This is a genomic window from Streptomyces pilosus (assembly GCF_014649835.1).
In the GTDB taxonomy this organism is placed as follows: Bacteria; Actinomycetota; Actinomycetes; order Streptomycetales; family Streptomycetaceae; genus Streptomyces; species Streptomyces pilosus.
Genome location: NZ_BMTU01000021.1, coordinates 1 through 13,629, shown reverse-complemented (window position 1 = coordinate 13,629; position 13,629 = coordinate 1). Strand labels below are relative to the sequence as shown.

9 protein-coding genes and 1 pseudogene are annotated in these 13,629 nt (G+C 64.2%); 3 read left to right on the top strand and 7 right to left on the bottom strand.

All coding sequences use genetic code 11. From position 1 onward, the window contains the following. Positions 1–116 precede the first annotated feature (116 nt). Complete coding sequence (locus tag IE118_RS32125) at positions 117–938, bottom strand: hypothetical protein (RefSeq protein WP_229847048.1); 822 nt, start codon at positions 936–938, stop codon at positions 117–119. Then, entirely contained in the window at positions 935–1,477 is a 543-nt protein-coding gene (locus IE118_RS32120; RefSeq protein WP_189561631.1) for a SigE family RNA polymerase sigma factor, read from the bottom strand. Before IE118_RS32120 ends, IE118_RS32125 begins: the two co-directional genes overlap by 4 nt. A gap of 177 nt (positions 1,478–1,654) precedes the next feature. Between IE118_RS32120 and IE118_RS32115 the strand changes: the two genes are divergently transcribed. Then, a complete protein-coding gene (locus IE118_RS32115; RefSeq protein ID WP_229847047.1) occupies positions 1,655–2,212 on the top strand; it encodes a hypothetical protein in 558 nt (185 codons plus the stop codon). Positions 2,213–2,365: 153 nt separating this feature from the next. Here the strand turns inward: IE118_RS32115 and IE118_RS32110 are convergent. From IE118_RS32110 to IE118_RS32100, 3 genes and pseudogenes are all read right to left on the bottom strand, one after another. After that, positions 2,366–2,894 (bottom strand): annotated as a pseudogene (locus IE118_RS32110) (IS6 family transposase); the annotation flags it as partial. Between the two features lie 220 nt (positions 2,895–3,114). Continuing rightward, a complete protein-coding gene (locus IE118_RS32105; protein WP_189561630.1) occupies positions 3,115–4,167 on the bottom strand; it encodes a tetratricopeptide repeat protein in 1,053 nt (350 codons plus the stop codon). A gap of 96 nt (positions 4,168–4,263) precedes the next feature. Then, positions 4,264–10,335 (bottom strand): DNRLRE domain-containing protein, encoded by a 6,072-nt coding sequence (locus IE118_RS32100; RefSeq protein ID WP_373303258.1) that lies wholly within the window; start codon positions 10,333–10,335, stop codon positions 4,264–4,266. Here IE118_RS32100 and IE118_RS34280 point away from each other — a divergent pair. Then, positions 10,295–10,618, top strand: coding sequence for a hypothetical protein (locus IE118_RS34280; protein WP_229847045.1), 324 nt, complete (start codon positions 10,295–10,297; stop codon positions 10,616–10,618). The genes IE118_RS32100 and IE118_RS34280 overlap by 41 nt on opposite strands. A gap of 1,004 nt (positions 10,619–11,622) precedes the next feature. On the opposite strand, the gene IE118_RS32095 is transcribed toward IE118_RS34280, so the two are convergent. After that, entirely contained in the window at positions 11,623–12,195 is a 573-nt protein-coding gene (locus IE118_RS32095; RefSeq protein ID WP_189561629.1) for a hypothetical protein, read from the bottom strand. 264 nt (positions 12,196–12,459) lie between these two features. Further along, the gene (locus IE118_RS32090; RefSeq protein ID WP_189561696.1) at positions 12,460–12,669 is read right to left on the bottom strand and encodes a DUF6207 family protein; all 210 of its coding nucleotides are present in this window, start codon (positions 12,667–12,669) and stop codon (positions 12,460–12,462) included. A 283-nt stretch (positions 12,670–12,952) separates the two neighbouring features. Here IE118_RS32090 and IE118_RS32085 point away from each other — a divergent pair, with 283 nt between their 5' ends. Continuing rightward, the gene (locus IE118_RS32085; protein ID WP_189561628.1) at positions 12,953–13,618 is read left to right on the top strand and encodes an HNH endonuclease family protein; all 666 of its coding nucleotides are present in this window, start codon (positions 12,953–12,955) and stop codon (positions 13,616–13,618) included. Positions 13,619–13,629 lie beyond the last annotated feature (11 nt).

Below are 13,629 nucleotides of genomic sequence, written 5' to 3'. Positions count from 1 at the left end.
TCGCGTGCCCTTCTCGATGTCCTGGTGCATATGAACGATGCACTTCGTAACGTACTGCCCGTCGGGGTTGTTACCGTAGTTCTCCTGCCCCTCGGAGCGTTAGCCTCCCGCTTGATCTACTTCGTGACCTTGATCCCCTCCAACTCGGTGGACTTCGGAGCCAGGATGGCGAACCAGTCGTAAGGGGAGTGCTTGGGGCTGTGGATGACCGGAACGTCGGCGTTCGCCTCGGTGTCCGCGGACGTACGGCCGACCTTGGTAGACGTGCCGTCCTTCCAGGTGCAGGTGACCTCCCGGGCGGTCTTGGCGACCTGGCCAAACACCAGGCGCGGGGTGGCCGTGCCGTTCCCTGGGAGCAGCGGGAGCGAGACGGTCCCGTGCTCGCCGTCGGTGAGGACGTCGTCCTCGGGTAGCACCAAATTCCCGATCTGAGTGGTCTTCGCCTCTTCACCGGTGACCCGGTGCACGAAGTGTGCGACCTTGCCCACCAGTTCGGAGGCTGTGGAGACGTCCTGCGGGTGCTCGCCGAACTTCGCCATGGCCGCCAGGGTGGCCTGGGCCTCCGCCGTGTCCGCCGGAGCCTTCCACACGTCGATGTACACCCTCCACGGCACTCCCGCGTCGGTGCCGCTCGCCAGGGTCGTCCGCATGTGCGGCTCGGATGCCTCCGCGCTGGCGACCGGCTGGCTCGCCGACGACACCCCCCGTTCCCCGTCACCGGACAGCCCGTTCAGTGCCAGAGCCCCCGTGGAACCGGCCACGACCAGGGTGGTGGTCGCCATGACCGCCCAGCGACGGGCCCTGCGGCGGCGACCGCCGCGAATCAGCGCCTGGGCGGGGGCTGTGCCGATCCTCACCTCGTCGGCGGCTTCGGCCAGCAGGAAGGCGATGTCGTGCTGTGTCATGTTGTGGCTCGTCTCCCAGTCCGCGCTCTTCACGTTCGTCCTCCCTGCGTCACTTTCTCCGCCAGTCCCGGAACGGCGCGCAGCTTCGCCATCCCCTTGGCTGCGTTGCTCTTCACCGTGCCGACCGAACAGCCCATCGCCTCGGCCGTCTGTGTCTCAGTGAGGTCCTCCCAGTAACGCAGGACCACTGCTTCCCGCTGCCGTGCCGGCAACTGGGCCAGCGCCTTCAGCAGCGTGTGACGGTCGTCGGCCTGGGCGATCCGGTCACCGATGTCGGCCACCTCGTGTGTCAGGCCCGCGTCCCCCCTCCCGGGTAACAGGACCTCCCGCAGCTTCCTTCGATATCTGCGGGCATGCGCGTTGATCATCACTCGTCGCACATACGCCTCAGGGGCGTCGGCCAAGGCGACCCTGTGCCAGGCCACATAGACCTGCTCCAGCGTCGACTGGACCAGATCCTCCGCAGCGTGCTGCTCACCCGTGAGCAGAAATGCCGTGCGCATCAGGCGCGGCCAGCGACCGACGACAAAATCGTGGAACTCTCGGTCCCCGACCTGCTTTCGAACCCCCATGAGCACCTCCCTCCTAGATGCTCAACAGAGTCCATACGAAGGCGAGACCGTTGCCTCACCACGGAATCTTCTTCCACTTCGCACCCCCGCAATCCGGCCCTGCCGGGCGCGGACATCCGCATCGACTACGCCCGCTGCTCCACTCTCGGGTCACCGGGTGAAGGTGCGGGAGGGGACATGGTGGTGACGCAGTGGCAGGAGCGCAAGGCGGTCGGGGACGCCCATGAGCAGCGCGTCGCAGCGGCGCTCGCGGCGCAGGGATGGACGGTCGAACGCTGCGGGCAGAGCGCCTACCCGCCTGTGATCCGGCAGGCCCTGGCCGGCACCACCTCGGCACTGCGCTGGTTCCCTGACCTGATCGCCGCCCGCGCCGGCGAGATTGTCACGATCGGCGCGAAAGACTGCATGCCCAGCAGCTCCTCCGGCCGGTACGCCGTTGCCGACGAAGCTGTCCACGTCGGCCTGCAGTTCATCGCTGCCAACCGGCCGACCCCGCTGTCCTACGTGTTCGGGGACCTGCGCGTTCTGACCCGGTCGAGGTCTTCCACTACACCGGCCACGCCGAACGCCGTCACGACGGCGCCTACTGCCTGGTCAGCACCCGCCAGGCGCACTCCTTCGACGCGTCTTCGGCTGCCGTCTGCCGTTGCGCGCGGCGGGCTGACCGTCCATAGAGCCGCCCGCGCAACGCCAGCAGGCCCGCGTCGCAGTCACCCCGGGCGGGGGAGTGTCTAATCGACGGCGGATCTGATGATCAAGGAGATGCGTCTGATGACGGAGACCGCCGTGGAGAACGAGCAGTCCGAGCAGGTGCAGGCGGTGCTGTCACGTTGTTGGGTGTGCGAGTGCCTGTCGGCGTGTCGTGTGTGGTGGAGCCGGGTTCCGGGCTCAGGCCTCGGCGGGCCGGCCGACGACGCCGGTGACCTGGTCCCAGATGGCGAAGCGGACGGTCATCTCGGCACCGTAGTCGTGTGCGGTCATCAGGTGGCGGCGGGGTCTGAAGTGGGGTGAGATGCCGCTGAACGCGGCCAGGAAGCGCTGCGCCCCGCCGGTGCTGCGGAAGCCTTTTATGGCGTCTTCGCGTTGTCGGGTGGGCTGGTGGCTGTTCTCGGCCCGGTTGTTCAGGCCCTTGTGGCAACGGTGTTCGACCGAGGGCATGACCTCGCGGTGGGCGGCGCCGTAGGAATGCAGCTTGTCGGTGACGGCCACCCGCGGCACCGCACCGGTCCTCTTCGGCAGCCTGCGGAAGAAGCGCCTGGCGGTGGCCGCGTCCCGCCGGTTCTGCAGGAGGATCTCCAGCACGGTGCTGTCCTGGCCGACGGCCCGCCACAGGTACTTCCGCTCTCCTGATCTTCACGAACACCTCGTCCAGATGCCATTTTTTGTTCCCGGGCCTCGGCCGGCGGCGGCGCAGTCCGTCGTGGACCTGATGGCCGCCCTGCAGGAGTCCGTGCAGAAGGCCAAGGCCTCCCGAGGCGAGGATGCAAACGTCCACGACCTGCCGACGACCACCACTACCGTGCGCGCGGTCGGCGAGGGTATGCGACGCCTCGCCGGTGGGTACTACACGTTCCTCACGGGCACGTCCGAGTAACTGAAGGCCCTACGCGAGACAGCCTCTTACTAGTTCCGTCTGCTCAATCGATCTCTTCATCGTCATCTTCATCGATCATGTTCTGATGCATTATCCAAAGTTCGGCGACCTCCACAGCCGGGCATCCCAAGCGGTCCGCTTCACGAATGACGGCTGGTACCTCATCAAGCCGGTCCTCATCGGCGAGGAATCGAGCAAGGCTGGCAGCGGAGGTTGGGTCTCCAGACTCAACTCCCGCTCGCAAGTAATGTTCGGCTTCCTCTTTCGAACCGAGATCATCTAGGGTTATTGCGATATTTAGATACGCATTTTCCTCGCCAGCGGCAATGGATTTCTGATACTCAGTCACCGCGTCAAGTTTTCGCCCCATGCTATTCAGCCAGTTTGCGTAATAGAAATGCGCCTCTGGTGATTCTTCGACGGCCGCCTTGAATTCGCCCTCGATTGATTCCTTCTTGTGTTCGACCTGATCGGGGAATCGCGACAAGAAGAGCGCATGGGCTAGATGTGCGCCAGCGTGATCTTGGGCAAGTGAAATGGTGACCCAACGATCTGCTTCTGCTTGATTTCCCAGCTCCATGTGGGTGCGCGCCAGGTAAGCTGTTGCTCGGGAGTTACCATTTTCCGATGCTTTGGTCAGGTATGTCAGGGCGTCTGTGTAGTTATCAAGGTCGAAATAGTGCTTACCCAGATTACCCAAGGCGAGTGCATCACCTTCTTCCGCCGCCGCCCTGAGCATTTTTTCGGCCTCTTCAGTTCGTTCTTGGTCCAGCAGGAAGCACCCGTAATTGTTCAAGGTGCCGGGCAGATTCATTTTGAGTGCCTCCTTATACCACTCCTCCGCCTCGCCTGCACTCCCGGGCGATTCGCTCAGAAGATCAGCGAGTTCCAGAAATACGCCAGTTCCGCCTTTCTGGGCGCACTCCCGAAGTAGCTGCACAATGTCCTCTTGCTTATCGTCCTCCTGGGCTAGGTCCAGCAGGGTCAAAGCGGCATGCGAGTCTCCGCTGCGAGCCAATTCCTTCAGGAGGCTTATCCCCCTCTCCTCTGCGCCACCCTTGATCAGAAGTTCTGCCCATCTCGCTTTGATTGTCATTCCGGCTCCTAATATTCCAACCAGTCTCGGGGTCGCCCACCCGCAATAGAGCGGATGGGCGACCCCGAGGTCAGACCCTAGACTACGTGCGGGCTGTCAGCGCCACGCCCAGCGTCCACCCCAGAAGCTGTTCCACGGCTTCCAATTGGGGTGTCCTCGTTTCTTGTTTCCGCCATGCCTGTCAGCGTTTTCGTGCTTGTCCTTGCTCGACTTGCTCTTCCCCTTTTTGTGGGGTTTCCGATTCTTCTGTGACCAGGTGTTTCGCTGCTTCGGTTTGCTCTTCTTGCGCCAAGCGGTGCGTATTTTGGGCTTGCGGGCGATATAGCGAACCGCTATCCATCCGCCTCTGACAGCCCACACCCAGCGGCCGTCGAGATCATAGTTGTTCTGCGGGTCTGCGAGCCCGTACTCGTAGGCGTTGGCGCTGCCGCCGTAGACCGGGTCGATGGTCAGGAACCGGCCGGTAGCAGGATTGTAGAGGCGGACGCCCATCAGGGTGAGGCCTGTGAGAGTCTCAGTGGAACGTTGCTTGGCGCCAAGCCAGTTGTAGCGGGTGATTTGCTGTTCCGTGCGAGGGTTGCCGTATTCGTCGCCATCCAGAGCGGTGGGCGCCTTGCTGGTGTCCAGCGGCAGTTGCAAGGCGACATCGCCGTGGATATTGGCAAGCTGCAGGACAGTGTCGCCGCTCTTGCTGGTGGTGACGGCAAGGTCCCCCGAGGTGTCCTCGACATTGCGGGTCAGGGCCCCTGAGGTGGTGTCCTCAACGATCCACCGAGGACTGTCGCTGTCATTGCCGTAGTGGTTGATCTTGGATGCGGTCTGCGTCCAAGTGGTTCCACTGCCGGTTTCGACCTTCCAGGAGCGGAAGCGCAGACCAGCGTCGAGCTGCCAGGTTTGACGCTTGCCGTTTGAGGTCTGCTGGTAGGCGAGGTCGTTGGTGTAGTAGCTGATGGTGCTGCCTGGCAGGGTGGTAGTGCGGCTGAACGCGTCGTAGCCGTAACCGGAGTTCACGAGGCGGTCGGCACTGTCGTAGGTGTAGCTGGTGGTGGTTCCCCCCGCGGAGGTGCAGGCACTGCCCGATGCGGCTGTGGCCGTCGTCAGACTCTTGCGGTTGCTGCGTTGGTCGAAGGTGTAGGTACGGCGGGTGCAGACCTCGCCGAGAGTGTCGTCGGCACCTGTGAGGCGTCCGACCCGGTCGTAGGTGTACTTCTGGGCGGACCAGCCCTGGTGGCTGGTGGTCTGGCCGTGGATGTTCTCGGTGACAGTGTCGGTGTAAACGCTGGTGTTGTCGCTGTTGCGGGTGTAGGTCCGGGAGGTGGTGGCTCCGGTGGTGTCCTCCGTGACGTTCAGGGTGTAGCCGCCCGGGAGTTCCTCGGTGGCGAGGGACCCGTCGGCGTCGTAGGTGGCGGAAAAGTCGCCCGCGACGGAGTCGCTGGTCTTGGTCGCTAGGCCGCGGGGTTCAGCGGTGTGGTCGTAGGTGTAGGTCACCGTCGAGGGAACGGTGTCGCTGGTTTTGACTGGGCGGTCCAGCCTGTCGTACTCGGTAGTGGTCTTACCACCGTCAGCGTCGGTGTAGGAGATGAGTCGGCCAAGCTTGTCGTAGCCCTTGGTGATGGTTCCGCCGGTGGGCGATGTGATCTTGGTTACTCTGCCGGTAGCCGGGTCGTACTCTGTGGTGGCATCCGGAACGGCCTGGCCGAGAGTGCCGGTGACGACGGTCTTTTGCGGGCGGCCCGCTGTGTCGTATGTGGTGGTGGTGGTGCGACTCTTGTCATTGGCCGTGTCCACGACCTGGGTGGGCTGTCCCCAGTAGTCGTATTCGGTGGAGGTGTCGGGCAGGTTGGCCGGGTTGGATCCGCCACCGGTGATGGTGCCGGCCGGCCCGCTCCAGCACACCTGGTCGGCCCACTCGGGGCGTCCCTTACACCAACCAGTGCCGTCAGCTGCCCAGTACTCGGTGATGCGGCTCGCGGCGTCGTTACCGGTAGAACCGGGCAAGGACTGCGAGGTGACCCGGCCTTGGGCGTTGTAGCCAGTTGAGGTGGCTAGGTTCAGGCCGCCAGCGTCCTGGATGGTGAGAACGGGCAAGCCCTTGGCCCAGTCATACTGAGTCTCAGTGACGCGCTTCTCACTCATGATTGAGTAGTAGTCGCGTACACGGGCACCGATGATCTCCAGGGTGACCTGGTCTTTGATGATGGCGGTGCCATCCGTGGGGCGGCCGGTGTCGTATTCCTTGACGGTCCAAGCACGGGCGGGCACGGAGGTGCCAGCCTCGACCAGGACAGTGCTGCCTTCCTTAAGGTCCTCGCTCAGATCCACGCGGTGGATCGGCCCGAACTCCTCCAACTCGCGTGTGCCGGTCTCGTTGTAAAGCGAGGTGGTCGACAGCAGGTGAGCCCGTTCGGACGAGGACTGGGAGACGATGCCCAGGTCCGTCAGGGTGTTTCTATGTCTGTCGGTGGTGCCGAGGGCGAGCTCGCGGTTGCCGGCAGTCAGTTCCCGGATGGTGTTGCCAAACCGGTCGTACTCAGCCGTGGTAATCGACTTGCCGGGTGTGGCGGTGTTGACCTTGCGGCCGGATGCGTTGAGGTAGTGGATGGTGGCACGGGTGTAGCTGTCGGAAGTCAGGGTGGTTGCGTCATGGGACTGTGGGATCGCATCGGCCGGGAAGACGGCCGTTGCGTCGCTGGGAGCGTCGAGTTGGCCCCAGGCAGCGATGCTGGACGCGCTCATGGTGTGCGGGGCCTTGGTGCCGGTCAGCGGGACACCATAAACGATGCTGGTGACGGCCTCGCCCTCGATGGTGTCGGTCGTTCCCTGCTTGAGTGCGGGACGGGATACCTTCAGCAGCATGCCGTCGCCGGGAGCAGTGCCGCTACCGACATTGCCATAAGTGAAGGTGTAGGGCAGTTCACCGGGCGGCTGCATCCAGGTGACGCGGCCCTCATGGTAGGCGTACTGCGTCTGGGCTTGCTGCCCGATACGCGGGTCCCAGGACTGGCGCAGCCGGCCCAGGGAGTCGTAGCGGTAAGTGGCCACGGCGGTCGCGGTTGCGGCCGCGGCGCCGGGAGCAGTGGCCCACAGCCGGATCTGCTTGACTTGGCCGGTAAAGTCGCCGAACTGAGCGTCGGTATCGGTACCGGTGGCGGTGGTGGAAGTCGCGTAAACGAACTCCAGCACCCGACACCCCTTGGCCGACGGGGTGGCTTCACAGACTGACGCGGTTGCCGCCGAGGTCGGGGCGATGATTCGCTTGGGACGGGCCAGCGCCTTGCCATCCACGGTCACCGTCTCCGAGACCACCTTGGTGGTGGAGTTCGACAGGCCATCCAGCAGAGTGCTGGAGACCTGCCAAGTGGTGGCCCCGGTGGGCTTGGTGAAGGTGGTCACCATTCCCTCGGTGTCGGACAGGGTGAAAGTGCTGCTCACGTTGCCCTTGAGAACCAAGCCTTCCTCTCCAGGCTCGGAGATCCAGCCAGTCTTGGCGGCATTGGCGGTGAAGTTGATGGCATCGCCTTCAACCGTTTCCACGGCCACTGCGGTGTCGGAGATCTTCCGCAGATGGCTGAAGTCCGAATCGGTCGTTTCCGCTACGGTGCCCGACACCCACTCCTTGCCGAAGATCGCAGCCTGGCCTTCCTGCTTGGCCCCCTGGTCGGGCGTGCGGGAGGAAGCCATTCGGCTCACGGACATGTCGAAGAACGACGCATCGGTCTCCGACAAGGTGTAGTTGCCGGTGAGCAGGTTCACCGAACCGGGGCCGGCTTCGGTGGTGGCTGCGCCGTCAGCGTTGCGGTCCACAACCACGGTCAGTGGGGCAGTGGCAGAGGAGGCGGAATTGGGGCCGGTGAAGTCAGCCTTGATCTGGATTGTTCCGTCCGGGGAGACGGTGCTGGTGGTGTTCCATACCAGCGGGGCGTTCTTCCCGTTCGTGAGCGCAACCGGCCAGGCACTCAGCGCGGTGCCATCGGAGGTGACGTCACCTACCGGGATCTTCACCCAGGTGTCGGCCTCCGAACGGCGCCAAGAGAAGGAGACCTTGTCGTACTTGCCTGCCTCAGCTTCCGCGACCAGCGGCAGTCGGCGTGCGGTGCGCTCACCCTCGGAGGGCTGGATGAAGCCGCCCGAACCGACGTGGAAAAGGTACTCCAGCGCCTCGGACTTATTGTCGGCCTTGTCGGCTGAGCGGACCCGCAAGGTGTGGGTGCCGTTGCGCGGCGGCGTGACGCTGATGCTCTTGACGGTACTCGAACCGCTGGTGGCGACCTTGGTCCAGGTCACTCCGTCCAGTGACCACTCCAGCCAGTTGTGGTCAGCTGCCGGCGGGGTGACGGTGAACGTCCCGGCCTGGCCGGCGCCCTTGACCCACTGCCCGGACGGGTAATCCGTCGAGGCGACCTTCGTCGGAGCGGACGGGGCGGAGGTGTCGACGGTGAACGTCTTCCATGCCGACCAGCCGGTGTTGTAGTGCGTTCCGTCGTATGGGCTGGTGCGGAACTTGTAGGTCTTGCCGTTGACCAGTACCCCGGACGGAACCGTCACCGAGGCAGCTGAGCCGGAAGCCACGAACTTGGAGACCATGTTGGTCCCGACCTGTGTGGTGCCGGTGGAGTCATACACCTGAAAGGTGCCGTTGACCTTGTCACCGTCGGTGTCGACGAAGGTGTCCCGCAGCGTCGGCGTGGTCGTGCTCACCTGGTAGGCGCCGCTGTAGGAGAAGAACGGCGGCCCGGCTTCCTGCTTGGTGCCGGCCTTGGGCCGGAAGTTGTAGTTCACCACCAGCTTCGGCGGGTTGGACGCGGCGTTGGCAGAGTTGACCCGCTTCCACTGCGCGACCACGGACTCGCTGGAAGCCTGCAGGCCCATGTGGCCGCGGCTACTCTTGGCCGACGCCCACTCCTGCACCAGTGAGGTCACATCCGCGTTGATCCAGCCATCGGGCTGTGCCGAGCAGGCAGTGTTGCCGCGAGTCTCGGTCGAGGTGGCCTTTTTCGCGGTCATCGTGGGGCGGTTTGTCCACCGGCTGGAGGTCGAGGCCGCCCCGGAAGACCACACCTCCCACGGGTAGAGCTTGCAGTCGGTGTTGCCGGAGTGGAAGTTCCACAGGGACAGCTTCGCACTGGAGACCAGCGCGTCCTGCAGGCCCGCGGTGTTCCAGGTGATGAAGGACTGCGCGGTGCGCGGTGTGCCGTTGCTGTTCGTGGTGCCGGGGTTGCCGAAGTTCAGCTCGGTGTCGGTGGACAGGTCGACGGTCTCGCCCTGCTGCACATAGGTGTCGAAGACGTTCGACAGCGACGACGTCGACGGGTCGATGGTGACCGGATACTTCGTGTCCGGATCCGTCAGGAATGTGGCGTCCGGAGTGACGACCAGGTCCACTCCGTCCTTGGTCTTGACGACCTTCATGGCGACCCTGGCCCGGTTGGTGTGCTCACCGGAGCGCTTGTCGACGCCCGCGTCCCACATCACGGGGGCGGGCATGACAGCCCGTTTCCTGCTCTTCTTGTCGGTGAAGAGCACGCTGCCATCCTTGAGCTGTTCGGCCTTCAGGCCTTCGGCTTTGAGTGGCAGCGTGTAGGAGTAGCCGTCCGTGCTGGGGCGCTGCTTGAGCTCGACGTACTGCTCGAACCCAGTACGGGTCGCCTCCACCACGACGTCGGCACCGGGTACAGCATTGGTGTACTCCGCCCGCGTGCCGTCCAGCTTCGGCTTGGGCAGACCGCCCTTCCATTGCAGCGTGATCTGCTCGTCCCCCTCGCCAAGCGTCACCAGATCGACGGCCTCGGCCTGCTGTGCCGCCTTCAGTGACTTCGCCGGCGTGCCTGTCCGGCCTGCCATTCGCAGCTTGTTGGGGTGGGCTACGGGAGCCACTCCGCCGTCCGAGGCGCGCAGGTTCACATCCACATTGACCCAGGTGCTGTCCCGCTTGAAACGGACCGGGCCTGCCGAGAGCTCTGTGGTCAGACTGCCGTCCTTGTTGGCCCACGTCGTCGACGTCTCCGTGCGCTCACTCAGAGCCTCCACCCGCCGCCCCGACAAACGAGCCGCGACCTTGGCCGACGCAATGTCCGACGCAGCGGACACTGTCTGGCTTCCCTTCCTCTTACGGTCCGCGTCGGCTGGGGTGGCCGCCGCAGCCGCCCCCTCCAACACCGTCACCGACAGGAGAACAGCAAGCCCGCCTGATATCCAGCGCAAGCTCCTACTTTTCTCACTCCACACCCACCCTCTCTCTTCAGGAGAAGGCATCGCCACGTCAGGTCTCACGAATCCATTCCCATCTTTCATCTGTAAGGAAAACGTGAACGACTCGAAAAGTAGCCAGGGACACAAGATCACCAAGATCGCCAAAAGTGCAAGTTGGACAATCTCTCACTCCTTTACGCGCGTGACCTTGATCACAGTACGTAATGTAGTGAATGCGGAAGCGCTTCTTCCGCTGGATTGATTCAGCCAAATACGAAAAGAACAGGCCAACTTCACTGGCTGAAAAAGGGCCCACCTCTAGCTCTTCACCAAGAATCTCCTCGTCGGCTCCAGCGGGGTCGTCGCACCGACCGTGTACCCATGGGTAGGCTTCCCGTGTCGGCGCCCCTACCAGCGACTTCATCATCGGGCTACCCCCCTCAATGCCCTCAGTCTGAATCAATAGAGAGATTATCGGAAAGGCGTCCGCGTGAGCCCTCGCATGCCACTTATCTGCACCTATACCTTCGCCGCGTTAACTCACGCTGCAACGCTTTATACGCTGGTGAGGTATGGCACGCGAATGGCCTTCAACTTCACTGTCCCTATACTCGGGTCACTCGTTGCAATATGTCTCACCCGTCATGGAGCGCGCCTTCATGGGAACAAATCCGAGAACGCTAAGCTTTCCACTCCCTCGCAGCGATTTCCTGCTGCTTGCGCAGATGGTGCAACTTGCTCTGAAGGGGTTAGTGAATCACCTGTAGACTCCCGTGCTGTCGCGTCTGCTCGGTGAACCTTTTTCGCTCAATATGAGCTAGCCAGGTGTAGGCATATTCGTGCGCGGCTCTCGAGGTCAGCAACGTCTCGGCCAGTCCCAGTTGCGAGCGGCTCACACTCTCGTTGCTCTGGCCGCCGTGGGTCCTGATGGGAGGGAAGCCGTCCGTGTCGCTGTGAGGGAGTTGGAGCGCTGCGGTTACCTGTTCCGGGAACGTCTGCGGTGTGCGGACGGCACGCTCGACCCAGCCCTGCCTCAAGCCCTCCCCGCCGTCACCGCCTATGACATTAGGAGAGGTCGTCTCAACTGGCTTAGGAACTGGGCTGACCGTCGGGATGACCATGATGGAGCGGTGGTGATCTGACCATCGGCAGTCGCGGACCGGATCGGCTGGCATGAGCGGCTCGGTCCGGTTCCACATCGCATTAGTGGTCACTGATCGGGCAGAGATTTGCGATCAACTGACCAACTGATCAAAGGGGCGCGCTTTAGTAGTTCGGCTGCTCGTGATCGTCGATCGTCCCGTCTCCGTTGTCGTCGTGCATGTAGTTGTATGCATCGTCGTAGTTGTGCCGGTAGCGCATGCACGTGCCTTCGGCGCGCAGTTCGGGCTTGCCGGTGTAGGAGTTGAGGTGGAGGGTGACCCGGATGCCGTCGTCGAGGGTGGCGGAGATGCCGTTGTCGACCTTCTCGACGGTGCGGCCGTCCTTGCGCCAGGTGGCCTTGAGGGACGCCAGTGCCGCGCGGTAGTCGTCGTTGCTGGCGAAGTCCAGGTCCCAGGTGAAGATGGGCTCGTTCCGGCTGACGCCGGTGTCGTCGAAGCCGAGGTCGTCCTTGCATGAGGTGCTGCCCTGCCGGGAGGCGTACGGCTCGCCGGCTGGTGCCGGGGACAGTGCCCGGTAGGCGCCCTCGCCGGCCCGGGTGGTGGCCCGGACATGGTCACGGAACTCCACGATGCCGTGAACGGGGCCGCCTTGTAGCGTCTGGCATCCCTTGGCCGTCAGCCCGAGGAGAGCCACCAGGGCGACAGCGAGCACGGGCATCACGATCTTCGACTTCATACTGTCGATCAACGCCGCCCAGGCGGGATGCGCGGCAGCGCTCTGCTACTCAGCCGGTCTGAGCAGCAACGCCCAGACCGGGTTGACCGGCGACGGCAGAGGGCTTGTCGTAACCGCCGCTTCCAGAACGGCCTGTCACCACCTGACTCGAAGCAACGCCTCGCCTTCCACCGGATTTGGCTCTCCCTCGGCCAGCGCCATGTCCGCCCGACTGCAGCGGCCTTCCGGCAGCGTTCATGGGTCACCCCGAGTTCCCTTACAGGTCTACACGTCGGGCGGTTGCCGCAGGTCTAGGAAGCAGCGCAGCCGTACACCCGGCTCGCCGGGCTCGTGGGTCGTGTCGTCAGCGGGGGCGATCGCCCACTGTGAAGCGAGCAGTTCTTGGATGGCGAACGCTGTGTTGTCATCGGCGGCCGCGACCTCCACCACCGCGAGTCCCGGCTCCGCCACGTGCGCCTCATTGATCGGCTTCATAATCAGCACGACGCAGCGACGCTTGCACAAGTTCGTGCCTTCGGTCTGTGTCACCCGTCCGTGCGCGGTCGGACGTGCGTGCTGATTTCGCCGCGCTGCCGCGTGGTCTGGGGGAGGCTGCAGCGATCCTCTCCTTCTCCAGGCGGGGTGGAGGGGAGGTGTTCGAGGGTGAGGTGCTGTGGGAAGGCGGTGTTGCCCGGGCCGGTACGACCATTGCGTCCATACGGGCGGCTTACTCGAGGAACGCCTGATAGCGCCCCGTGGGAGCCGTTATGAACGGCTCATGCTCACGCTCACTGTCGTAGTGCGCGGCCTGGCAGCCGCCTCCCTCGCCATCCTGCCCCTCACCATCCCCGCGCCCGCCCACGCGGCCGAGACACTGCCGCTGGCCGAAGCCGTCACCAGCCTGCCGGTGGACAGCGAGTCCCGTGACGGCTACAACCGGGACGCCTTCCGGCACTGGAACACCGGGGACGACCCGTCCGACGGCTGCAACACCCGCGCGGAGGTCCTGCTCTCCGAGGCCGTCGAACCCCCTCTGGTCGAACCCGGCTGCCGCCTGACGGGCGGCCGCTGGTGGTCGTACTACGACCAGATGTGGGTGACACCGGCCTCCGGCCTGGACATCGACCACATGGTGCCCCTCGCGGAGAGCTGGGACAGCGGTGCATCCGCCTGGACGGCGCAGCGCCGTGAGGCCTACGCCAACGACCAGGGTGCTCAGGCCAGCCTGGTCGCGGTCACCGCCCGCTCCAACCGGTCCAAGGCGGACCAGGACCCTGCCGAGTGGCTGCCGCCCGCTGCCGGCGTGCACTGCCGCTACGTCGCCGAGTGGGTGGCCACCAAGCTCCGCTGGAGCCTTACGGCCGACGAAGCCGAAGTAACAGCCCTGCGCGAGATGGCGGCCGACTGCCCCGACCAGACCGTGACCTACGAGTTGGCCCCCTAACCGCCACAGCC